Raw genomic sequence first — 22,151 nt, forward strand, 5'->3', positions numbered from 1 at the left:
TAAAAACGCCACGAACAAACGTACGTGGCGTGTCACAAGAAAAAAATATATTAAGCTATTGAATTATAAAATTAAGATTTCTTTTGGTAATAAATCCCTGGATTACAACGCACCATGTCAAATTCGTCAGTCAATCCAGCAATTGACTCAGAAGCCCCTAAAAACAGAATCCCTTTTGGGTTCAAAGCGGCAGCAAATTGCCGCAGTATTTTAGCTTTTGCTTCAGGAGCGAAGTAAATCAATACGTTACGACAAAAAATAATGTCGTATTTACCCAACAAACTATAGCTTTCAAGAAGATTATGAGCGCGGAAATTGACTAGGCGCTTCACATTAGCTTTAACCTTCATATTGCCCGATGGCAAAGCATCAAAAAACTGACGCTTGCGCTCTTCAGACAAGCCACGAGCTAATGCTAAGCTGTCATACTCAGCCTCTTTACACCGCTCTAGCATTGATGGTGACAAGTCAGTCGCTTGAATTGACGCCCCGCCCGATAATGCACCAGGCTTACGTTGCTGATACTCCAGCACAGTCATAGCTAACGAATATGGCTCTTGGCCTGAAGAGCAAGCCGCAGACCAAATTTTCAACGGTCTGCCTAACTTGCCGTAATTCGGCAGTAAAGTATTTTGTAGCAACTCAAATGGGTATCGGTCACGAAACCACAAGGTTTCATTGGTGGTCATAGCATCAATCACCTCGGCGCGCATTTGCCGCTCGGTAGGTTTCATTGAACGTTTAACCACTTCAGATAAAGACGGCAAGTTATACTTACCCATTAACGGCGCTAGTCGACTTCGCACCAAATATTGCTTGTTCTCACCGAGCACAATTCCGCTGTGCTGCTCTAAGAAAAGCCTAAATTGATTATACTCTGATTCAGCAAGTGATTTATTAGTCACATTTACTTCCTAAATTAAGAGCTATCCCTGCCCATGTTCAAACTAATAACTTATACACTCAGGTGCTTGTTAACGGCTTCGGCGAGCTCGTCAGGGTTAAACTTAGCAATAAAGTCGTTAGCGCCAACTTTTTCAACCATAGCCTGATTGAATACGCCACTTAATGAAGTGTGTAGTACCACTTTAATGTTCTTCAGTTTAGGGTCATCACGGATTTCTGCCGTTAATGTATACCCGTCCATCTCTGGCATTTCGATGTCTGAGATGATAAGCGGGATCTCTTCAGACACATCCGTCATCTCCTCAGCAACTGCTTTAAGCTTATCTAACGCTTCTTTACCGTCTTTTGCAGTATCAATCTGTAAGTTCAATGACTCAAGCGAGCGAATAATCTGCTTACGTGCGACAGCAGAGTCATCAATTACCATAATGTGGTAGTTCTGCTCACGGTCTATAGTCAGTGTTTCGTCAACTTCTTCACTAATAGCAGTTTTTACTGGTGAGATTTCATCTAAGATTTTCTCTACATCTAAAATCTCGACGAGCTCATTTTCAATTTCTGTCACTGCAGTTAAGTATGAGTAACGACCCGCACCTTGTGGCGGCGGCATAATCGCTTCCCAGTTCATATTAATAATGCGCTCGACTGAACTCACTAGGAAGCCTTGAACACTGCGGTTATATTCAGAAATGATAATAAAGCAGTTTTCAGTCGACTCTAACGGACGGCCACCTGTTGCCGCACTTAAGTCAATCACTGAAATGGTTGCCCCACGAATATGGGCAACACCTTTAATATAAGAATTTAATTTTGGCAGACTCGTGAGCGGCGGACACTGCAGCACCTCTTTCACTTTGAAGACGTTAATCCCAAAGCGCTGACGACCATTTAATTTAAACAGCAGCAGTTCTAATCTATTTTGACCAACCAGTTGCGTACGTTTATTTACAGACTCAAGAATACTCGACATAACACTGCCTTGTTGTTGTTAATGTGTTACTCAATGGCGACACCAGCCAAATAGCTTTGTCTTCTCACGTGGTTGCAAGTTTTTATCTCAACGGTCATCGCCATAACTAACTAAACGACGAATGTTCAAATAGCGCAATCATGAACATGAATGACATTTGCCAAAAAACTGACTACATAGCTGGGCATAGTTTTTGCTTAATTAATGCTAATGCCCAACAGGGAATCCTATTTCAAAATTAACTTTGATTCATTAACTTTGTTCACAAACTTATCGCAAACTTGCGCAAAATCAACTCAAAAGTAGTGTAATTACATTTTGCCGAGCAGCGTGTTGCAACAAATGTTCAATTCTCATGCAAAACATGAAATTTAAACCCAAAGTTATTATTTTTGAATAACATTTAAAGAGTATAGGTGTAATCTGGCAAAACTCGCTAGTATCTTCATTATGAAAGTAAAAATTTTATTATTTTGTTTGCTGATAACCCATACCTTGCCGTTAAGTGCCAATCAATCACCGGCAAACGAAGCAAATAAAGGTGAGGCTCAGCAAAGCATCGTTACTCCTAACTTATCGACCATAGATATGTTAGCTAAAGAGGTGATTTCTAAAAAAATTGCGCCAAAGCCCAATGCAAAAGTAACGATTACGCCGCAAAACCTAGAAGGCCGCCAGCAACCACCAAGATGCTATGAACCGATTTCAGCAAACCTGGCAACAGATAGAGAAATCTCGCGTACTAATACGGTAAAAATTAGCTGCGATAGCCCCGACCTTGCTTACCCATGGCAAATCTATGTCGCCGTGCGAGTCGCGATTGAATATCCGGTTGTCGTGGCCAAAGAAGTGCTGTCACCAAAAACGGTATTGTCATCAAGCCAACTCACTCTGGCGTACATGGATCAATACAGCCTTCGCGGTGAATATTACTCGAGCATCGATGAGCTTGTTGGCACTAGAGTTAAACGCAAAACCAGTCAAGGCTCACCGCTGTTAAAGCGTAGCCTTTGTTTCGTATGCAAAGGCGATGCAATTTCTATTTGGGCGAAAACCGATACGCTACAAATAAAAACCACAGGCGAAGCCATGCGTGATGGTAATATAGGCGATGTGATCAAAGTCAAAAATACAAACTCTAACAAACAGTTAGATGCGCAAGTGATTGGCATTGGCGAAGTAGAAGTTAAAATGTAAAATAATTCTAAAGTTATTTTTCTACTGGCCGATAGCCTTATTGGGAAACCTCATCACTTACGTTGGAGCCTATTATGGCAATTGACATTAACAAATTAAAAACGGCCACCAGCACGCCTTTGCAGACTTCTCGTCAAGCAAAAGCAAGCCAAGATGCTGGCAGCGGTGCTAAAACTGAGCAGGCAAGCTCTGCAGTCAAAGGTGACTCAGTAAGCATTACTTCGCAAGCTCAAGGTTTACAAAGCGCACAAAGTAAAATGGCAGCATTACCAGATGTTGATCAGGCTAAGATTGCTGAAATCAAACAAGCAATTTCAGAAGGTCGCTATAAAGTAGACCCTGAAAAACTAGCGGCAAACATTGCTAGTTTCGAAGCCCAGCTCGACGGCCTGAATTTAAACGAAGAGTAATCGTTTGTCGTTACTCTAAAGATTATTGTTTAGCTCACGTGTTTCACATGGGCATAGACAGGCATAACTAAGAGTAACCTATGACAGAAATTGCTAATTTGCTTTCCCTACAGCACGCTACCCTGACGTCGCTGCGAACTATTATATCCGCAGAAAAAGAAGCGCTTATCGCTCAAGATGCGGACCAACTGCTAAAGCTCGCACAGCAAAAGCAGCAATGCCTTACTTCTCTGCAAGAACAAGACAAAACTCTAGCCACTCACCCAGATAAGCAAATGTTGGTCGATGAGCAAGTACTCGCTCAGCGAGTCACAGATGCAAAGGCTTTGCTAGATGAATGCAAACAGCTAAACAGCGAAAATGCTCAACTCATTGAACTGAGCATGGCAAGTCTCAATCGTTTCTCCCAAGCCCTACATGCCAGCCGTAATTCATCAAGCATGACATATACCGACAAAGGTAAAACCTCTACGATTTCGACCTTAGGCAGTAACTTTAAGGCTTAAAGTAAGTTTTACAGATGAGTTGATTGATAGAGTCCCTAGTGGGCTCTATTTTTTATTGAAATAACAGTTATGGATGGCCTAAAAAACATAAGGCTCGATAGCAGAAATTAAACTGTTACTTATTCCTCCCTCTTTTCTGTTTGCCAGTGCTTTACATTATGCCACTACAAATATGCTGATTGTTCATCTCGTGGAACACTTGATGGAGTTCCTCTTGGTCACGCATCCCCTGAAGTCTTGTAAACTTGTGAGCAGGTACAACGTCATTATGTAAGTTCACAACTTTGTAGGCGTAATACTTAATATCGTTGTGGACTACTTTTGGAGCTAAATCAAACCACCCAATAGTATCTGCAGCACAAGATGTACTGCTAAAAAATAAACTGAGAATTACAAACCAACGCATAAGGAACCGTAGGCTTGCTTAGAGTTTAGTATGTATAGAGCATAGTTTTTCGCGATCAACTTACCCACCTTAAAGGGCTATTTCATTAAACATGGACCAATGATGCTGTTCTTGTTAAGTACAATAATTGTTCTATGTTTATTAGACATCGGATAGTTAATGCCCCAACTCTTCGAACTCCAATACGTAACTAACTAATGAGCTATCACTAATCTTTCCAATACACTTAATCCCATGGTGAACGTTATGCAGAACTTGATTCTAGTTTTTATTATTTTGGCCCTCACCACCTTTAATGCTTTTGGTAACACCAGTGCAGACATCGTCTACACAAATGCAAATGTTCGAACTATGAACGAGGCAAAACCATTAGCCAAAGTTTTGGCAATTAAGGGGAATAAAATTGTCATGGTAGGCACAGAAGATGACGCCAAAAGCTGGATAGGAGCAAACACTCAAGTAATTGACTTAGATGGTAAGACGCTATTGCCTGGTTTCATAAGCACACATGATCACCTAATAGCCTCACAGTGGACGACCTCAGGCGTTCAGCTTTACGACGCAACAGGAAAACAAGATGCTTTGGCTAAAATTAAGGCATACGCTAAAGCTAATCCGGATCATAAGGTGATCAAAGGCGTCGGTTGGGACAAAAACATGTTAGAAGGTCTACCCATCGCAGCGGATCTGGACAAAGCCGTCCCTGACCGACCTGCCATTATCCTAGATAACACGATTCATGATGCTTGGATGAACACAGCTGCGCTCAAAGCGGCAAATATAACCAAGGATACACCTGATGCCGTGCCGGGAGTGACATATTGGGTGCGCGATAGCGAAGGAAATCCAACAGGAGCCGCAATAGAAATTCAATGGTTTCAATCTTATATTGATATTGGGGCATGGGATCCTGACAACATGATCCCTGAGAGCGCTGAGTATCTATTAAACCTTGCTGCGAGCAACGGTACTACGATGGTTTTGGTCCCAGGCATCGTCACGCCTAACATCAAAGATGTTCATGGAGGAATGGAAAAGGACTTCGAGACGGCGATGGACATTCTTCAAGACTGGGCTGAATCTGACACACTCCCTTTAAGAGTCCAAGCTCAACCGTTCTTCAAAACACCTAAAGGCGATCCTCAACGATTTGTAAACTTTGGGGTAAGAATGAACAAAAAATACAACAGTGACTTGCTCCGTTCTCGTAGTTTGAAAATCCATCCTGAGGGAAATACAGTAGCTGGTACCGCACCTTTCATCGACCCTTATAAAAATCAACCAGAGCATAGAGGAACATTTAACGTGCAGCCTGACACAACAATGTCGATTGTAACCAAAGCTGCAAAAGAAGGGTTAGATGTATTTATTCATACCGACGGTGATCGATCCTCTCGCGCAGCCGTGGATGCGATAATAGAAGCAAGAAAGATAGACGCAAATAATCGTAGCGCACTGCACCATGCAATTTGGGTTCACCCTGACGACCAGAAGCGCATCATAGATAATAAGATACCCGTTAACTCAACTCCGAGTTTCACTAACACATTCGGCGGCGGCAAACTAGATAATGAAAGAATGATTGGCTACCCCGTATCGAAACTTCTCTAGGTCGCTACGCACACTTTGCACGCAACGGCGTAAAGGTGGGTATTTCTGCCGATGTGCCAAGCACCTCTCCAACTATGCAAGCACCTTTGTTCGTTGTAGATGGCGCTACTACCGGTTTAGATATCTCTGATCCTAAAAATACAGAAGTTTTTCCACCTAACTGGGAACCTATGACCATTCATCAAGCGATGCGAGCCATCACTATCGATGCTGCTTGGATGCTAAACATGGAAGATAAAATTGGTAGTTTAGAAGTAGGCAAATATGCCGATTTCGTAGTATTAGAATCAGACCCGTATGAGGCTAAACCTGGCACAGCGCATCAAATTTCGCTGTTAATGACAGTTATGGATGGCCGAGTAACACATAAGGTTCAGTAGCAGAAATCAAACAGTTACTTGTTCTTTCCTCTTTAATAATTGGCAGGGTTTTACGCAATCACCCGACTCTGGTTTCCCTATCTCGCAGAACATTGACAGAAAGAGTTAGGCCGCACCTACTTTGAGCGTAACGCCTTGCCGTTATTCAAGTTTTATATGAAGGATTCATAGTTATGCCTTCATATTTACTGGAAGTTCATCGACATTCGATTTGAGTTATAAACCTGTCCAGTATGCTAACTAACTTTTGGGCAAAACGTGCTAAAGATGCATACTCTGAAAAGCGATTAGACAAAAATTAATTAAGTTTCGGTCAGTAAAATGCCCCAGAAACTCTGTTTCATCTGTAGCTTGTTTTACATACTTCCTAATCACAAACTTACCCCTAACTGACAGTAACAAATTGAATAGTTGCTACTTAACCACTGTGACTAATATTTATAATATCTAAAACCTTGAGTGGGTAAATCATGCGAGAGCCCGAAGAGTTACATTTTTTAATGGGGCCTTTGTCGGTTTGTAATTATGTATGACACACGAGTTTTGTATTACGAGGTGGGTGATGAGCAATGATGGGAGTCGATGTAAAACACGGTATTTAAGCAATATATGGTCTCCCCACAAGGACTCGAACCCTGATCGGCCGCTTAGGAGGCGGCTGCTCTATCCTGTTGAGCTATAGGGAGACTTGGGCTGATTATACGCAAATTCCCGTCGATGAAAACCCTTTGTTATCGATATATTCACGGATTAAACTCGTTAAAATTTAATTGGTTAAATCTTGATCGCTATATCGTTAATCTGGATGTTATTAGCGCTTTCTATTCCAGAAATAATTGCAGTCGCTGTGTTCTCTGTCACTTGATCAATAGTCACATTGGCGCGGGTTTTACTGGCCACGGCGCGCATGGTGTTAATTCTATCGGGGATATTACGCTGCAAAACGATTTGGAATTTATCACCCATTTTAACGCCATTATTTCGACCTAAGTTCAACACAACTCTATCACCCTGACGCGCAACGATTTGCCCAAGTAAAGGTCGACAATTAAGTTGGTTATCCAACTCAATTAAACTGCGCTCAAATAACTCATTAAGCTTTAAACCATAGCTGGATTGCCAAAAACGCGCTGAGCTTGTTGATACAGCCTGGCTCTTGTCAAACTCCCAAGTAGACGAGCTTTCAAAAGAATCTGACCACACAAGCTCACCACTAATGCCATGATACAAATTAAGCTTAAATTTGATGTAACGCTCTGGATAATGCTCGACCAAACCAAATAATGAGGTCTCATAATCCTCTACGGAAATATCGGTGATCTCAGGCTGCAATACATAATGACTATCGGTCGCCTCACTTAGCCAGCTCGGCAGCACATTGCCGCGATAGTTCGTGAGCTTATTGGTATGGTCTAGTAACTCGTCAGCATGCACATTGGCAACGCTGTACTGGGAATAGGCATTTAACGCATCACCAAATTGAATAGAAAAATCACGCTGTAAATATGCTAGCTGACCGTAGGCTAGATCGCGTTTATTCTTAATTAAGGCTTTCGGCAACATGATTGTCGCCTTTAAACCCTGACTAACGCATTGCTCAGCCCTTTGCTGCTCAACCACTTCCATTCTTAGCACGACTGAGATTTTGTCATCACTGATTATCTCGCTAACCAATTGCACATCATTAGCTGCGCCAATACGCTGAATTTGAAACGAGTCCAGCGTTAGCTTACCTTGATCGATTTGTTGATTACTGGAAAAATTAACCCCGGCTTTAAGACTGGCATAATTTAGCGCTTGGCTAATTGCATCTTCGCGGGCTTTCTCAATATTACCATTCACAATGGTTGCTTTACCGGTTACCTCTACCTGCTCAGCCATCGCTGGATTTGACAGCAAAGCAATACAAGCAGCCAGTGCAGGTACAGCCAAAGTGCGAGTAAACGAACAGCTAGGTAACGAAAAGTTTACTGACAACTTACTACAGTCAGCCAATTGCCAAAACCTTGGAAATTTAGTCTGTTCAAGCTTATGTTTCATTCGCTTACCTATTCTACATTTGAGCGTTAACGTTTGTTTGTGATGCGCTGATGACGTTAATTGAGTCTACAGTCAGCACTAACACAGCTAGCGGCCAGACTGCCAAATTTTTGTCTGAATACTACGCCAATCTATACCTAGTTAGATAAAAGCAAATTTTATGCCTAAGCTGCTCAAGTTGTGAAAGCACATATAAGCCATGATTATCAGTAAAGTAATCTGACGCCGCGCCGATAATTTAGATAATCAGGTATTTGCCATAGACGATTTTTGCGTCAACCATGGCTTAAGGCGAAGGAATAAATATGAAATTGCAGCATTACTTGTCAGTTGTTGCACTTGCACTACTTGGCAGCAGCGCATGTAGCTCAACGCAAGTTCCCACTGCTGAGCGCTTATCGTTTAGTAATGACTTGCAGGTAGTTGATGGGCAGATATCAGCAGAGTCGCCGCAAGTAACCTATGATGTCATGGCATCAGGCATTGCACCTAAAGGCCAGGTAAATACTTGGGCAGAGACGTTAGCCAATGAACTCGTGCTGCAAAACGATGGCTTGAGAAGCGACCAACCATTGGTAGTGGCAACCCCGGTGATGACTGCCGATTATAGTCAGACCAACCCACTTGCAGCCCAGTTGCAGCAAGGTTTAATGACAGCATTCCATGCTCATGAATTTAATGTTGTCGACCTCAATGTAGCCAACGCTATTCGCGTTACTGATAAAGGCGAGTTTTTACTGTCACGTAACTGGGAAATGCTGCCAAGCGACCTACCTGTTGCCCATGTGCTGGTTTCAACCATGTCACTGACTAATGAAGGCGTAGTGTTTAACGGCCGCATCGTCGATATTACCAATAACCGCGTGGTATCTTCTGTTCAGTCGTTTGTTGACGGTGCAAGCCTGTCAGGTTACCTGCAAGCACCATCAACTATCGAAAATCGTAACGGCTTGTTATATCGCCACGCCAATGCTGCCGATGGGCGCTATTCAGTTATAGGAGACAACCAATGAGAAGCCTAATCATTGCAGCGTTGTTACTGACGTTAACCGCTTGCGCATCGCCTGATAAATATGTGCAGTGGGAAACTGAAGCGCCTGAAAACTTTCCAACAATTACTGCTGTAGGTTACGCGCCACTTGAGTTACAACCTAGTGACAACAAGTCGCAAAAAGTATTAATGGCAATGCAGGCGTCGAAAATTGCCGCCTACCGTGAGCTTGCCGAGCAAGTCTATGGTCAGCGTATTGACGCTAATAGCTCAGTGAGTGATTGGGTATTAAATGATGATCAGGTTCGCGCCAGTGTTAGTGGCATTATTCGAGGCGCTAAGATAGTGAAAACTTATCCTTCAGGGGAGTTTTATGTCACAGAGTTGTCCTTAGACTTTGAGCAGGTATGGCACTTATATCAGCAACAAAACCGCCCAAGAAAAGTCAAAGAAGTCACCTACTTCTAGATTTAAAGATAGAGATACCTAGCCTGATTAAATCCAAGATAGCTAACATAGTAAAAGGCCGCTAAGTCATTTAACTTAGCGGCCTTCTCTATACATGTGTGCCTGAATATCTAAAACTTCACTTCAAACGACACTGCACCGGCAAATTGGTTTTCTATCTCTTGAGAAAACTCTGTTTGGCTCTGCTCCATTTCACCAGAGAAGTAATAGCCGCCATACATGTTGACATGAACACTTTTGCTCGCCTGCCAACCTGCACGTAAAAAGCTCACCCATTCTTCAATTTCAATGCTGACATCATCATCTTCCACAAGGAAGCGCTCGGTGCGACGTGATGAACCAAATCCAAAGTCCCAGTCATCGTTTAGTTTGTATCTAAGCTCTAGACCAGCAGGTCCACTAAATCCAGCTTGAAATGGGTTAGTCAGAACCCAGTTGTCATTTATCTGCCATTTCACCGCCAGATAAGGAATAGTGCGTACTTTGGAAATATCGTTTAGGTACGCAACACCCATTCCTAACATATTTCCCGACTCAAAGCGGTACATACCCATCCCCACAACACCATAACTCTCGGCGTTAGACGATGATGCGGTATTGGCATAAGCGTATTGCAGCTTTGGAGCAAGCATAAACATCCACTGCTCGTTTGGTCGATAATTGACCGACAAGCCAACACTGTAACGGTTGATTGAATTCCAAGGCACTTCGTTACTAACGAGTTGGTTACCTTGATTAATTTTCCATCCATAATCGAGGTTGTCGTACCCCAGATTCGCGCCTATCGACCACTGCCTGTTTAACGGCATAGTGGCAGCGAGACCTATCATCCAAACATCACGCTTAAACTCATTACCTTGATCGCCAACTTGAGCATTGGGCGCAGAGGTACGAGCGACGTTAAATTTAAAAGGCGAATAACTATAGGCGGCTTGGGCGCTCCCAATGGAACTGGAAAGAGCTAAAGCAAGAATACTACCGGAAACAAACTTAGCGTTATTTGATACAGTCATTGTCGAAGTCCATTCGTTTCGGCAGGCTAAACCAGATTGCGCTGCCAATAATTATTGTGAGTTGGATCATGTCATAATATACGCCCATGTTCACAAAAATGTTCAATTAAATGAAGAAAATATCGAAATAAAAACTGTATAGCATTAGGGCCTGTTGGTCTTTCAAGATTATTTTTGCAGCCGCTTGTTGGAAATTTATACAAGGCAACGACTTTGATGTGTGGTTGTTCCACATGATAAGTCGTTAACGCAGTAGAAATGACAACAAGCGCTGCCTGAAAGGTTCGTTTAAAAGCACCTACGCTCTTAGTAAAAAGCTAAGTTTGTTGTGAGCCCTGTTTTTTAAAATCGATAGGTTTAGGTGACTAGACTTCATCGCTCACGCCTCGATTAAAGTGCTTTTAATTCGAACAAATTCTAATCAGCAAAGATTAACTGACCCTAGGTATCGAATGGTTAACGGCTATCGGCTCGGTAAGCGCGTAAGAACATATCAGCACAGTCTTGCAAGTATTGCTGGCGCAGCAACATGTCTTCCTCAAAGTTTAACCCTAACTCTAGTGCGACTCGCTGCTCACCAAATAACATCAGACAAAACCGCACGGCACAATCCCTTGGCTTGTCGAAATGATAACGACCTAGCTCATTTACCTTAGCAAAGTAGGTTTCAAGCAATTCAAAAACATGCAAAGGCCCAGCTTCATAGTAGAGCTTTGAAGTATCTGGGTGAGTATCCGCCTGAGACACACAAGCCTTATAAACGGTCAGCGCCTCTTCAGAAATAATCATCTCGCCAAAGTGCTTCGCAAAGGTTTTGAGTGCTAACTCTGGCTGAATAGGGTCTTCCAGCAAATCTCCGGTGAGTTGATGCACCACACATTTAGACTCAATGGCCGAAGCGAACAAAATATCTTTGGAGCCAAAGTGAGAGTAAACCGTTTGTTTAGATACACCTGCAAGCTTAGCGACTTCGTCCATACTGGTGTGCACAAAACCCTGGTTACAAAATAACTCAATCGCAGAAGTTAAAATCTGCTGCCGTTTTTGCTCACTTCGAGTCAGTTTTATCGGGTTGTTTGGTATGTGTTTTTGCATGTTTCTCGCCTTACCGGTTAGCCATAATTTGACTAATGTGGGATCATTAAAACACAAACTAGACTAGACAGTCCAGTTTGGTTAAATTAGACTTGCCAGTCTAGAATGTATACAAATTGTTGCAAGCAGGCCGCAAACCTTGCGTGATTAATGATGTGAAACATGCGCATTAGCAAACAAGCCTGCTGAGAAAAAGCAACAAGGATCAAAAGGAATGTTGTAATGACTTATCTAGCCAACTGCCGCCGCACTATGCATGGCATCAACCAGCGTGTAATTAAGGCATCAACCTCGGTTGTCGTCATCGCAGCGCTCAGCGCCGGTACATTAAGCGGTTGCAGTGAACAAGAGGCGGTGCAAACTCAAGCAAGATTGCAACCTGTCACCACCTTAGCGCTAACTAAGTCAGACTCATTTGAGCAACATCAAACCTACACTGGTGTAATCCGCTCTGCTAACACCACAGGCATTGGTTTTGAGCTAGGTGGGAAACTCGATTCCCTGCTTGTCGACAGTGGTGATAGCGTCGCCCAAGGCCAGATATTGGCAAAGCTCGACACCAGTCTGCTACTTGCTGAGCAAAAGCAGCTTAAAGCCACCCTAAAACAAACCCAGTCGGATCTTGATTTGGCCATCAACAACCTTGATCGCGTAGTCAAGCTAAGCAAACAAAACTATGCCTCAGAGCAACAACTTGACGAGAGTGAGCAGCGCGTTCAAAGCCTCAAAGCAAGTAAACAGAGCCTTGAAGCCAACTTAGATTCCACCAGCTTGCGCATTGAAAAATCAACCCTAGTAGCCCCCTTCTCAGGCATTATCAGCAAGCGTCAGCAAAATTTAGGCGAAGTGGTCAATGCTGGCACGCCAGTATTTACTCTCATTGGTCAGCATAATCAGCTGGCCTACATAGGTGTGCCTGTTGATGTGGCGCAAACCCTACGAACTAATCAGCAAGTCGACGTCACCGTTGGCAAACACGATATGGTTGGGCTGATTGCTGGTATTAGCGGCGAAGTCGATACCGTTACTCGCACAGTACAATTACGTATCGCGCTCGATCCTAAAGAAACCATCATTAATGGTGAAATTGCCTATCTTGATTACCAGCAAACTATGGCAACCCAAGGTTACTGGGTGCCAATTTCAGCATTAACTGATGGCGTGCGCGGCTTATGGAATGTGTTTGTGGTTAAGCAAGGTGAGCAAGGTCAAACCGTTACCGAGCGCCGCGATGTTGAGATTATTTATACCGATGACACCAAAGCATTTATTAAAGGCGCAATTGATGCCAACGAACTGCTAGTGGTTGAAGGCTTACACAAACTAGTCGCGGGTCAGCAGGTTAGCCCAACACCTGCGGAGGCATTATGATTAAAGCCTTTTTAGAAAATGGTCGTCTGGCAAGTCTGTTTATTGCCTTGCTGGTTGTTGCTGGACTTGGCGCGATATCCAGTTTGCCGCGCACCGAAGATCCACACATTACTAACCGCTTTGCCTCAGTCATTACCCAGTACCCTGGCGCATCAGCAGAGCGTGTTGAAGCATTAGTCACTGAAGTTTTAGAAAATGAGCTTAGGCGACTAGAAGAGCTAAAACTGGTTCAGTCTACCTCTCGCCCAGGCATTTCGGTGATTCAATTAGAGTTAAAAGACTCGGTAATTGACACTGAACCAGTCTGGTCAAGAGCAAGAGATTTAATCGGCGATTCACAACATCTACTGCCAGTGCCTGCGCAAAACGGGATTCTGGACGATCAGGTTGGTTACGCAAACACAGCTATATTAGGCCTGGTATGGGCAGATGACTCACCAGTACGCGCCGATATTCTTAACCGCTACGCCAAAGAGCTGCAAAGTAAACTGCGAGTGCTCAATGGCACAGATTTCGTCAAGCTCTATGGCTCGCCGCAAGAAGAAATACTGGTCGAGCTAGACGGTCATAAGATTAGCCAGTTAAACCTAACCCCTGCAGCCATCGCGCAAATTCTGACTAATGCAGACAGTAAAATCTCTGCGGGCGAGCTCAACAACCAACACTTTCGCGCACTCGTTGAAGTGTCGGGTGAGTTTGATTCACAAAGCCGTATTCGCCAAGTACCACTTAAAGTTGATCAATTCGGGCAAATCATTCGCCTTGGCGATGTGGCTAAAATAAGTCGTCAGCCGAAAACCCCAGCTAGTAGCATTGCACTGGTTGATTCAGAGCAAGGTATCTTGCTTGCCGCGCGAATGATTGATAGCAACCGCGTCGATAAATGGCAGTTACAAGTTGAAAAGGTCATCGCAGACTTTGAAGTCAATTTACCTAGTAATATTCAGGTGCAGTGGCTATTTGACCAACAAGGTTACACCAGCGTGCGCCTTGGCGATTTGGTCATTAACCTGTTGCAAGGCTTTGTGTTAATTGTCGGTGTGCTGCTACTGACATTAGGTTTACGCAATGCATTGATTGTGGCGCTATCGCTGCCGCTGACCGCATTATTTACCCTAGCCTGCATGAAATATACAGGCCTGCCCATTCATCAAATGTCGGTTACCGGTCTGGTTGTTGCGTTGGGGATCATGGTTGATAACGCCATCGTGATTGTTGATGCCATTGCGCAAAAGCGCCGCGACGGACAAAGTAAACTACAAGCGGTGCAAAACACCATTCACCACCTGTGGTTACCACTAGCAGGCTCAACCATTACCACCATGCTAGCATTTGCGCCAATCGTACTCATGCCAGGTGCAGCTGGCGAGTTTGTTGGCGGCATTGCTATTTCGGTCATGTTTGCCCTGCTTGGCTCTTACATCATCTCTCACACTGTGATTGCTGGACTTGCTGGACGCTTTTCACAAGATAAAGCGCCGACAGCCTGGTATCAGCAAGGCATGGCATTTCCGCGTCTTAGCCAAGCATTTACCTTTAGTTTGCACTTTGCGCTTAAACGCCCAATATTGACCGCCATCTTAGTGGGTGTGTTACCGGTAAGCGGCTTTATTGCGGCTGGGAAAATGACCGAGCAGTTCTTCCCGCCATCAGACAGAGACATGTTCCAAATAGAGATGTATTTGGCATCTCACGTGAGCATCGACAATACCCTAACCCAGGTAAAATCAATTGATGCCAAGCTGCAGGCCATTGAAGAAATACTTGAGGTAAGCTGGGTTGTTGGTGGTAATACGCCATCCTTTTACTACAACCTCACTCAACGTCAGCAAGGCGCGACTAACTATGCACAAGCCATGGTAAAAGTGACTGATTTTGAAGCGGCAAATAGGCTAATTTTATCGCTGCAATCCGAGTTAGATGTTGAATACCCACAAGCACAAGTACTGGTACGCAAGCTAGAGCAAGGCCCGCCATTCAACGCGCCGGTAGAGTTGATGATTTACGGTCCATCACTCGACACGCTTAAACTACTTGGCGATGAAGTAAGGCAAATTTTGTCGCAAACACCCGATGTGCTGCATACTCGCGCAACCCTGAGCCCAAGCACGCCAAAGGTATGGCTACAAGTGAATGAAGATGCCAGCTTAATGAGTGGCTTAAGCCTTGCTGATATAGCGAATCAAATTCAAATGGCAACAACTGGTGTTACTGGCGGCAGCATATTAGAGAAAACCGAATCACTGCCAATTCGCGTTAGACTTGGCGATGAAAATCGTGACCAAACCAGTAGTCTTGATGGTTTGAATTTAGTGTCAGCTAACGGTTCAGGAATTCCGCTATCGGCTTTAGCTGACAGTCAAATCAATGTTAGTCGCAGCGCTATTCCAAGGCGCAACGGAGAGCGGGTAAATACCATCGAGGCGTATATCACCAGTGGTGTGCTGCCAGCTAAAGTACTTAATGCCATTACCGATCAAATTAATCAGCTAGAAATTCCTGCTGGCTATCACATCGAAATCGGCGGCGAGAGCGCTAAGCGTGATGAAGCGGTTGGTAATCTACTGTCAAACATTGTTGTAGTGGTCACCCTGCTACTTACAACTGTGGTGCTATCGTTCAACTCATTTCGCTTAACCGGCATCATTTTGCTCAGCGCTATGCAATCTGCAGGGTTGGGTTTGCTGGCTGTTTACGTATTTGGTTACCCATTTGGCTTTACCGTCATCATTGGTCTGCTTGGCCTAATGGGTTTGGCCATTAACGCGGCAATTGTGATTTTAGCTGAGCTAGAAACTTACCCTGGTGCGCGCCTTGGCGACTTTGACGGCGTGGTCAATATCGTCAACCGTTGTGGGCGTCATATTGGCTCAACAACAGTGACCACCATAGGCGGTTTTTTACCGTTAATCATTGCTGGTGGTGGGTTCTGGCCACCGTTTGCCATTGCCATTGCTGGAGGCACTTTGTTAACCACTATGTTGTCACTCATCTGGGTGCCAACCATGTACATCTTGTTCATGAAATCCAGCAAGCATCAGCCTGCAACTTTGGTGGAAAGCACAAGTACCAGTTAACTAAAAAACAGTGAAGTTTGACAAGTAAACCTAGCTAAATTGCACTGTCAAAGTAGCGTCAGAAAACTGTCACCTGTCAACTATCTAACACTTTGTGTTGCTCAATAAAAACCGGTGCGGATCTAGCGCCGGTTTTTAACTTAAGTATCAAAAAGTATTAGCCTTTATGTGATTACAATCAATCAAAAAAACACCAAAATTCTTTACATTAAAGCCTCAATTTAATGGGGATTAAATGGTAATGATCAATAACTACAAAAGCTGGCCCTTAGCAAAGCAAATTGGGTCACTTGCCCTACTACTCAGTGTCATCGTTTTTAGCCTTATGTCACTCGTATCTTATATGACCTCAAGTCAGGTACTGACCGACAAAGCGACCAAAGCACTTATTGGGCAAATGCACGGCAACAGCAAGCTAATTGAGCTCCAATATAACAGCATGCTAGAACTCGCCCGTCGTAACGCCGACATTCTAAAAGTTATGTATCCCGGCAATTTTTATCTCAAAGACAAGCGCGTTAAGGTTTTAGGTGTCCGCGCGCCATCGATTTATCACGAGCACGAGCTACTTAACGGCGCCAAGAGTAAAGTTGACCGTTTTGCCAAGCTCACCAGTGGTAACGCCACTATGTTTGTACGTGACGGTGATGACTTTGTCCGTGTATCTACCTCACTACGCAAACCTGACGGTCAACGGGCTATTGGCACTAAGCTTGGTAAGCAGCACCCTGGCTACAAGTTATTGATGCAGGGTAAAGAGTATGAAGGTCACGCCAAACTGTTTGGTAGAGACTACATGACAGTTTACCGCCCTATATTTGACGATAACCGCCAAGTCATCGGCATCATGTTTATCGGTTTTGATATTTCAATGAGCGTCAATCAAATCCAACAAACGTTAAAAGAGCTGACTGTTGAAGACACTGGTTTTTATATGCTCATCAGCAACAGTGACTACAAGATTATTTCTCACCCACAAGTCACTGGCGATCAAGAATTTGACCTTAGTTTCTTAAATGGTCTCGACAAACAAAGCGCGATGCAAACCGAGACATTTAACGAATTTGAGTCACCTGACGGTCACACCATGGTTTCTTATACCGTTGCAGTCAATGGCTGGAACTGGACCATGATCGGCATGACCAAGCTTAGCGAGTTTAACGATGGTAGCGTGACACTATTAAAGGTCATCTTAGGTTTAGCCGCAGTAGGTATAGCACTTATTTCAGTATTGCTATTTGCCGTCATTAACAAAACCACCGCACCTCTGGCTAAACTGCAAACGCAAATGGCTAACCTGGGTGCAGGCGACTTATCACAGCAATTCGATAACGTCAGCGCTCAAAGCAACAATGAGATTGACCAAATAACCCTAAGCACTAGCAAGATGGCTGAAAACTTAAGTGAGCTAATCCACTCACTGCAACAATCAGTCATTAGCCTTGAAGCACAGGCAAACCATGGCCAAGAGAATGCTGAGCTTAATGGTCAAGAAGCGCAAACCTTGCTTGGGCAAACTGAGCAAATCGCGACTGCCATTGAGGAAATGTCATCTTCAGTACGCGAAGTGGCAGATAATGCCTCTCGCGGCGCAGTGCAAAGCCAGCAAGTCGATGTGTCTTCACGTGAAGGGCATCAGCAGCTAGATCATGTCGTACACGCGCTTGAAGAGCTTAGCGAGCAGCTAGACCAATCACAAACCAATATTGAAAAAGTAACTACTGAAAGTGAAGCTATCAGTAAGGTTACCGAAGTAATTAACGGCATTGCTGAGCAAACCAACTTACTAGCACTTAACGCCGCCATTGAGGCTGCCCGTGCTGGTGAGCAAGGCCGCGGCTTTGCGGTGGTTGCAGATGAAGTTCGCTCACTTGCCCAGCGCACGCAAACCTCAATCAGCGAAATTGGCAGCACCATCGGCCGCCTGCAAGCTCAGGTAAAACTCACTGCAGAGCAAATGCAACACTGTCAGCAACTTGGCCAACGCTCAGCTCAGCAAGGTGAGACGGTCAACGAACAGCTTAGCCAGATTAACGCCAGCATTGAAGAGCTAGCACTATTTACCACCAGCATTGCTAGCGCCACGGAGCAGCAAAGCGCAGTGGCAAATGATATTTCAAGCAACTTACATTCAATCTCGACTCTAGCAAAAGACAGTCATGTGCGCGCAGATATGGACGTATCTTCCGCCAAGGAGCTGGCACAAATGGCTAAAGATATTAAGCAGAAGATTGGCGTATTTAAGGTGAGCTAATAAGCAAGACTAAAGCCCTTGTGACAACTCAAGGGCTTACTACCTCGCTAACAATACTGCTGATCAAGGGCAAAAGAAGGCACAATGAAAACTGATATAAAATCGATATTTAAAGACAGCCTGACGTATACATTTTGGAGTTTTGTCACTGTGCTCATATGTGTTGCGATTAGACTTGCCCCCATGCAACTTGACATTCCGTTTTCTGAAGCAGTGTTAAGAGCACTACCTTATTTGCTTGCCACTCCTTTTTTCATACTTGTAGTGCTATTCGCCGGCGTCTTTATAGATCGGAGAATATTGAATCACCGCTAGATATATAGCGTTAACTATCTTTTCGTTTTTTGCACAGTTAAGGGCGCACATGCGCCCTTTTTTATCATCTAATTCCACCAAGCTTTCCTTTTCAGCCCAGCACGCTTGTACAAGCGCACACTTTTGTTATTAAAAGTTCTTAAAAGCGTAATCAAATTGATCAATAAAGGCTTTTTATAGGCCATTGTTTAGCCTGAGTTTTCTATTACAACGCCTGCCAACTTTTCCATTTTTGAAAAAATAGCTCGATACATTTGCTGTTTTCACTGTACTTTTTGCAAAAATAAACAAGTAGATTATCTGACCAACTCAGCTGCTATCGCAAAGTTGGCGATAAGCGACTCGTCTTGCAATATGCAATATAGGCTAAGAACTCAATGAAAATCGCGCTGTTTATTCCATGTTTAGTTAATCAAATGATGCCCGAGGTGGGTATCGCGACCCTTGAACTGCTTGAGAAGTTAGGACACCAAGTTATCTTGCCAAAAGGACAAACGTGTTGCGGCCAGCCTATGACCAACTCAGGTTGCTTTAACGAAGCCCGCGCCACGACACTAAAACTGCTTAATTCATTTAAGGGGGTGGAATGTGATGCCATTGTTTGCCCTGCAGCGTCTTGCTTAGTCGCGGCAAAGGAGAACTTTCATGAATTTGATGACAGCGATGAGGCACAAGCTGTCATTCGCAAGCTTTATGAATTAACTGAGTTCTTGCACGATGTTGCACCTATCGCATCATTCAACAAAGCCATTAATAGCAAGGTTAGCCTGCAAATGAGCTGCCACGGTATTCGCATGTTGAGCTTGGCTACGCCATCTGAAAGCATGGATACGCCTTTTAACAAGGTTGAGGCGGTACTCAGTGGTATCGAAGGCTTAAACATTGTTTACCCGCAAAAGCGCGACGAATGCTGCGGTTTTGGCGGCACCTTCGCCCTAGATGAAGGCGCGATATCAGGCAAAATGGGCAAAGATAAAGCCCATGCTCACGCCGATACTGGCGCTGAGTTCATTGTTGGTTTTGACCCATCATGCTTGCTGCACATTGACGGCACGGTTCGCAGGCAACAACTCCCTATTGCCACGCGCCACATCGCGCAAATTATCAATATGGCACTGTAGGAGCAAGCATTATGACGCAAACACAAACTAAAACTCATGCCTACAAAGCCGATATTTTTTGCCAAGATGAAAGCCGTGTTGATTGGCACTCAAAAGCGCTTTGGACACTAAGAGAAAAACGCGACAGAGCAGCCAAGCAATTACCCGAGTGGGAACAGCTACGAACGCTAGGTTCACAGATTAAACTGCATACCTTGAGCAACCTTGGTCAGTACTTAGAAACGTTTGAAGCCAACTGCTTAGCTAATGGTATCCAAGTGCACTGGGCAAAAGATGCTACTGAGCATAACCAAATTGCTTACGATATTTTATCGCGCCACAAGGTGAAGAAATTAGTAAAATCGAAGTCGATGCTGACGGAAGAGTGTCACATGAACCCTTACCTTGAGCAGCGCGGTATTGAGGTGATTGATACCGACCTTGGTGAGCGGATCATCCAGCTAGCTAAGCAGCCGCCATCACATATCGTGGTTCCAGCTATTCACATGAAAAAAGAAGAAGTTGGTGAGCTGTTCCATGAAAAGATCAACACGCAAGCTGGCGCGTCAGATCCTACCTACCTTACCCGCGCCGCGAGAGCCCATTTACGCGAGCAATTTTTAAGCGCTGATGCAGCAATGACAGGCGTGAATATGGCGGTAGCCGATCAAGGTGCGGTGATTGTATGTACCAATGAGGGCAATGCCGATATGGGCGCCAACTTGCCAGGGGTGCAAATTCATTCCATGGGCATAGATAAGCTGGTGCCAGATATGGACAGCGCAGCCGTAATACTGCGAACGCTAGCACGTAACGCGACAGGTCAGCCAATCACCACCTACTCTTCAATTTATAAAGCGCCAAAATCTGGCGGAGAGATGCATGTAATCATCGTTGATAACGGCCGCAGCGACATGCTGCAAGATAATATCTTAGCCGAGTCGCTAAAATGTATCCGCTGTGGTGGCTGCTTGAATACTTGCCCGGTTTATCGCCGCTCAGGTGGGTTTAGCTATAACTACACCATTCCAGGCCCAATTGGTATTGCTGTTGGCGCAAGCGACGATGACAGCAACTCGATACCGTGGGCGTGCACGTTATGCGGCAGCTGCAGCTATGTGTGCCCAACTAAGGTGCCGCTAGATAAAATTATCGCGCGCCATCGCCGCTTAAAAGCCGAGCAAGGTCAATTGCCTTATGGTAAACGTCACTACATGCCGCTTGTCGGTAAGTTAATGGCCAATGAAACAGCACTAAACTGCTCTATGTCCATTGCTAGAACCAGCTTAAAAATATTGCCACACAGCCTATTAAAACCCTTTGCTGGTGCCTGGGGCAAATATCGTGAGTTGCCTGCGGGTGCAGATTCAAGCTTCGAAGCTTGGTTTAAACGTAACAGAGAGCAAAAGTAAGGTGACAACAATGAGTAGTAAACACACCATTTTGGCAGCGCTGAAGCAATCTGCCGTAGTAACCGCGCCTAAGCCTCTAATTAATATTGAGCCAATAAGTGTTAGTGGGCTTAACGAGTCAAACGAACTCAGCTTAGTTGAGCAATTTGCCACTAACTTGAGCACGGTTGCGGGTAAGCTGATAACCCAAGGCGGCAAATCAGCATTAGCAGAGCATATTCAATCTCTTATTGAACAAGATAAAAGCGTGTTATCTTTTGTTGCAGGCGTAACAGGAAACAGGCAATCGCCGGATCGCGCCCACGAGATGCACGATGTTGATTTTACCGTGCTTGAAGGGCAAGTAGCCGTTGCTGAAAACGGCGCTATCTGGGTGACACTGCCTGAGCAGCATCGAGTGACACCTTTTATCTGTGAAAATCTGATCATCACTATTAAGCGAGATACGATTGTCGCTAATATGCACCAAGCGATGAAAGCCATCGACTTTAACGCTTGTGAGTTTGGCGTATTTATCGCTGGGCCTTCAAAAACAGCAGATATTGAGCAAGCACTGGTGGTTGGCGCGCACGGCGCTTGTAGCCTAGATGTGTATCTGATTTAGCCAGCAGTGGCTATCAAAGCCAGAT

18 protein-coding genes and 1 tRNA gene are annotated in these 22,151 nt (G+C 44.4%); 13 read left to right on the forward strand and 6 right to left on the reverse strand.

What is annotated here, in order from left to right; translation table 11 throughout:
• Positions 1-71: 71 nt before the first annotated feature.
• Entirely contained in the window at positions 72-905 is an 834-nt protein-coding gene (locus tag EXU30_RS02940) for a CheR family methyltransferase (RefSeq protein ID WP_130597741.1), read from the reverse strand.
• Between the two features lie 50 nt (positions 906-955).
• On the reverse strand, positions 956-1,876 hold the full coding sequence (locus tag EXU30_RS02945) for a chemotaxis protein CheV (RefSeq protein ID WP_130597742.1): 921 nt from the start codon (positions 1,874-1,876) through the stop codon (positions 956-958).
• A gap of 450 nt (positions 1,877-2,326) precedes the next feature.
• Between EXU30_RS02945 and flgA the strand changes: the two genes are divergently transcribed.
• The 5 genes from flgA to EXU30_RS20765 all read left to right on the forward strand — a co-directional run bounded on the left by flgA (position 2,327) and on the right by EXU30_RS20765 (position 6,386).
• The gene (gene flgA / locus EXU30_RS02950; RefSeq protein ID WP_130597743.1) at positions 2,327-3,073 is read left to right on the forward strand and encodes a flagellar basal body P-ring formation chaperone FlgA; all 747 of its coding nucleotides are present in this window, start codon (positions 2,327-2,329) and stop codon (positions 3,071-3,073) included.
• 74 nt (positions 3,074-3,147) lie between these two features.
• On the forward strand, positions 3,148-3,483 hold the full coding sequence (flgM, locus tag EXU30_RS02955; protein ID WP_130597744.1) for a flagellar biosynthesis anti-sigma factor FlgM: 336 nt from the start codon (positions 3,148-3,150) through the stop codon (positions 3,481-3,483).
• An 80-nt stretch (positions 3,484-3,563) separates the two neighbouring features.
• Positions 3,564-3,989, forward strand: coding sequence for a flagella synthesis protein FlgN (locus EXU30_RS02960; protein ID WP_130597745.1), 426 nt, complete (start codon positions 3,564-3,566; stop codon positions 3,987-3,989).
• 652 nt (positions 3,990-4,641) lie between these two features.
• Positions 4,642-6,006: an amidohydrolase gene (locus EXU30_RS02965; RefSeq protein WP_165398953.1), complete on the forward strand. Its 1,365-nt coding sequence runs from the start codon at positions 4,642-4,644 to the stop codon at positions 6,004-6,006.
• A gap of 35 nt (positions 6,007-6,041) precedes the next feature.
• A complete protein-coding gene (locus EXU30_RS20765) occupies positions 6,042-6,386 on the forward strand; it encodes an amidohydrolase family protein (RefSeq protein ID WP_165398954.1) in 345 nt (114 codons plus the stop codon).
• Positions 6,387-6,996: 610 nt separating this feature from the next.
• On the opposite strand, the gene EXU30_RS02975 is transcribed toward EXU30_RS20765, so the two are convergent.
• Both EXU30_RS02975 and EXU30_RS02980 read right to left on the reverse strand, forming a co-directional pair.
• Positions 6,997-7,072 (reverse strand) — tRNA-Arg (locus EXU30_RS02975).
• Positions 7,073-7,160: 88 nt separating this feature from the next.
• Positions 7,161-8,426 (reverse strand): flagella assembly protein FlgT, encoded by a 1,266-nt coding sequence (locus EXU30_RS02980; RefSeq protein ID WP_130597748.1) that lies wholly within the window; start codon positions 8,424-8,426, stop codon positions 7,161-7,163.
• Positions 8,427-8,731: 305 nt separating this feature from the next.
• Here EXU30_RS02980 and EXU30_RS02985 point away from each other — a divergent pair, with 305 nt between their 5' ends.
• The gene (locus tag EXU30_RS02985; protein WP_130597749.1) at positions 8,732-9,439 is read left to right on the forward strand and encodes a FlgO family outer membrane protein; all 708 of its coding nucleotides are present in this window, start codon (positions 8,732-8,734) and stop codon (positions 9,437-9,439) included.
• A complete protein-coding gene (locus EXU30_RS02990) occupies positions 9,436-9,885 on the forward strand; it encodes an LPP20 family lipoprotein (RefSeq protein WP_130597750.1) in 450 nt (149 codons plus the stop codon). Before EXU30_RS02985 ends, EXU30_RS02990 begins: the two co-directional genes overlap by 4 nt.
• A 110-nt stretch (positions 9,886-9,995) precedes the next feature.
• On the opposite strand, the gene EXU30_RS02995 is transcribed toward EXU30_RS02990, so the two are convergent.
• Together EXU30_RS02995 and EXU30_RS03000 are read right to left on the reverse strand one after the other, a co-directional pair.
• On the reverse strand, positions 9,996-10,898 hold the full coding sequence (locus EXU30_RS02995; RefSeq protein ID WP_130597751.1) for a DUF6268 family outer membrane beta-barrel protein: 903 nt from the start codon (positions 10,896-10,898) through the stop codon (positions 9,996-9,998).
• A 456-nt stretch (positions 10,899-11,354) separates the two neighbouring features.
• The gene (locus EXU30_RS03000; protein WP_130597752.1) at positions 11,355-11,993 is read right to left on the reverse strand and encodes a TetR/AcrR family transcriptional regulator; all 639 of its coding nucleotides are present in this window, start codon (positions 11,991-11,993) and stop codon (positions 11,355-11,357) included.
• Positions 11,994-12,215: 222 nt separating this feature from the next.
• Here EXU30_RS03000 and EXU30_RS03005 point away from each other — a divergent pair, with 222 nt between their 5' ends.
• The 6 genes from EXU30_RS03005 (at position 12,216) to EXU30_RS03030 (ending at position 22,126) form a co-directional block, all read left to right on the forward strand.
• Complete coding sequence (locus tag EXU30_RS03005; protein ID WP_242620301.1) at positions 12,216-13,364, forward strand: efflux RND transporter periplasmic adaptor subunit; 1,149 nt, start codon at positions 12,216-12,218, stop codon at positions 13,362-13,364.
• Entirely contained in the window at positions 13,361-16,441 is a 3,081-nt protein-coding gene (locus tag EXU30_RS03010; protein ID WP_130597753.1) for an efflux RND transporter permease subunit, read from the forward strand. The genes EXU30_RS03005 and EXU30_RS03010 overlap by 4 nt, the downstream gene beginning before the upstream one ends.
• Before the next feature lie 235 nt (positions 16,442-16,676).
• Positions 16,677-18,695: a methyl-accepting chemotaxis protein gene (locus EXU30_RS03015; RefSeq protein ID WP_242620302.1), complete on the forward strand. Its 2,019-nt coding sequence runs from the start codon at positions 16,677-16,679 to the stop codon at positions 18,693-18,695.
• 692 nt (positions 18,696-19,387) lie between these two features.
• The gene (locus tag EXU30_RS03020) at positions 19,388-20,131 is read left to right on the forward strand and encodes a (Fe-S)-binding protein (protein ID WP_130597754.1); all 744 of its coding nucleotides are present in this window, start codon (positions 19,388-19,390) and stop codon (positions 20,129-20,131) included.
• An 11-nt stretch (positions 20,132-20,142) separates the two neighbouring features.
• Positions 20,143-21,522: a lactate utilization protein B gene (locus EXU30_RS03025; protein ID WP_130597755.1), complete on the forward strand. Its 1,380-nt coding sequence runs from the start codon at positions 20,143-20,145 to the stop codon at positions 21,520-21,522.
• Positions 21,523-21,532: 10 nt separating this feature from the next.
• The gene (locus EXU30_RS03030; RefSeq protein WP_130597756.1) at positions 21,533-22,126 is read left to right on the forward strand and encodes a LutC/YkgG family protein; all 594 of its coding nucleotides are present in this window, start codon (positions 21,533-21,535) and stop codon (positions 22,124-22,126) included.
• Positions 22,127-22,151: the final 25 nt, after the last annotated feature.

This window comes from Shewanella maritima, from assembly GCF_004295345.1.
Taxonomy (GTDB): domain Bacteria; phylum Pseudomonadota; class Gammaproteobacteria; order Enterobacterales; family Shewanellaceae; genus Shewanella; species Shewanella maritima.

What these genes read in the sequence shown, in the direction of transcription:
- EXU30_RS02980 (WP_130597748.1), bottom strand. Translation starts at nt 8,426, where the DNA reads ATGAAACATAAGCTTGAACAGACTAAATTTCCAAGGTTTTGGCAATTG.
- EXU30_RS02960 (WP_130597745.1), top strand. Translation starts at nt 3,564, where the DNA reads ATGACAGAAATTGCTAATTTGCTTTCCCTACAGCACGCTACCCTGACG.
- EXU30_RS03025 (WP_130597755.1), top strand. Translation starts at nt 20,143, where the DNA reads ATGACGCAAACACAAACTAAAACTCATGCCTACAAAGCCGATATTTTT.
- flgM (WP_130597744.1), top strand. Translation starts at nt 3,148, where the DNA reads ATGGCAATTGACATTAACAAATTAAAAACGGCCACCAGCACGCCTTTG.
- EXU30_RS03005 (WP_242620301.1), top strand. Translation starts at nt 12,216, where the DNA reads ATGACTTATCTAGCCAACTGCCGCCGCACTATGCATGGCATCAACCAG.
- EXU30_RS02945 (WP_130597742.1), bottom strand. Translation starts at nt 1,876, where the DNA reads ATGTCGAGTATTCTTGAGTCTGTAAATAAACGTACGCAACTGGTTGGT.
- EXU30_RS03030 (WP_130597756.1), top strand. Translation starts at nt 21,533, where the DNA reads ATGAGTAGTAAACACACCATTTTGGCAGCGCTGAAGCAATCTGCCGTA.
- EXU30_RS03020 (WP_130597754.1), top strand. Translation starts at nt 19,388, where the DNA reads ATGAAAATCGCGCTGTTTATTCCATGTTTAGTTAATCAAATGATGCCC.
- EXU30_RS02985 (WP_130597749.1), top strand. Translation starts at nt 8,732, where the DNA reads ATGAAATTGCAGCATTACTTGTCAGTTGTTGCACTTGCACTACTTGGC.
- flgA (WP_130597743.1), top strand. Translation starts at nt 2,327, where the DNA reads ATGAAAGTAAAAATTTTATTATTTTGTTTGCTGATAACCCATACCTTG.
- EXU30_RS02990 (WP_130597750.1), top strand. Translation starts at nt 9,436, where the DNA reads ATGAGAAGCCTAATCATTGCAGCGTTGTTACTGACGTTAACCGCTTGC.
- EXU30_RS03010 (WP_130597753.1), top strand. Translation starts at nt 13,361, where the DNA reads ATGATTAAAGCCTTTTTAGAAAATGGTCGTCTGGCAAGTCTGTTTATT.
- EXU30_RS02995 (WP_130597751.1), bottom strand. Translation starts at nt 10,898, where the DNA reads ATGACTGTATCAAATAACGCTAAGTTTGTTTCCGGTAGTATTCTTGCT.
- EXU30_RS03015 (WP_242620302.1), top strand. Translation starts at nt 16,677, where the DNA reads ATGGTAATGATCAATAACTACAAAAGCTGGCCCTTAGCAAAGCAAATT.
- EXU30_RS02965 (WP_165398953.1), top strand. Translation starts at nt 4,642, where the DNA reads ATGCAGAACTTGATTCTAGTTTTTATTATTTTGGCCCTCACCACCTTT.
- EXU30_RS03000 (WP_130597752.1), bottom strand. Translation starts at nt 11,993, where the DNA reads ATGCAAAAACACATACCAAACAACCCGATAAAACTGACTCGAAGTGAG.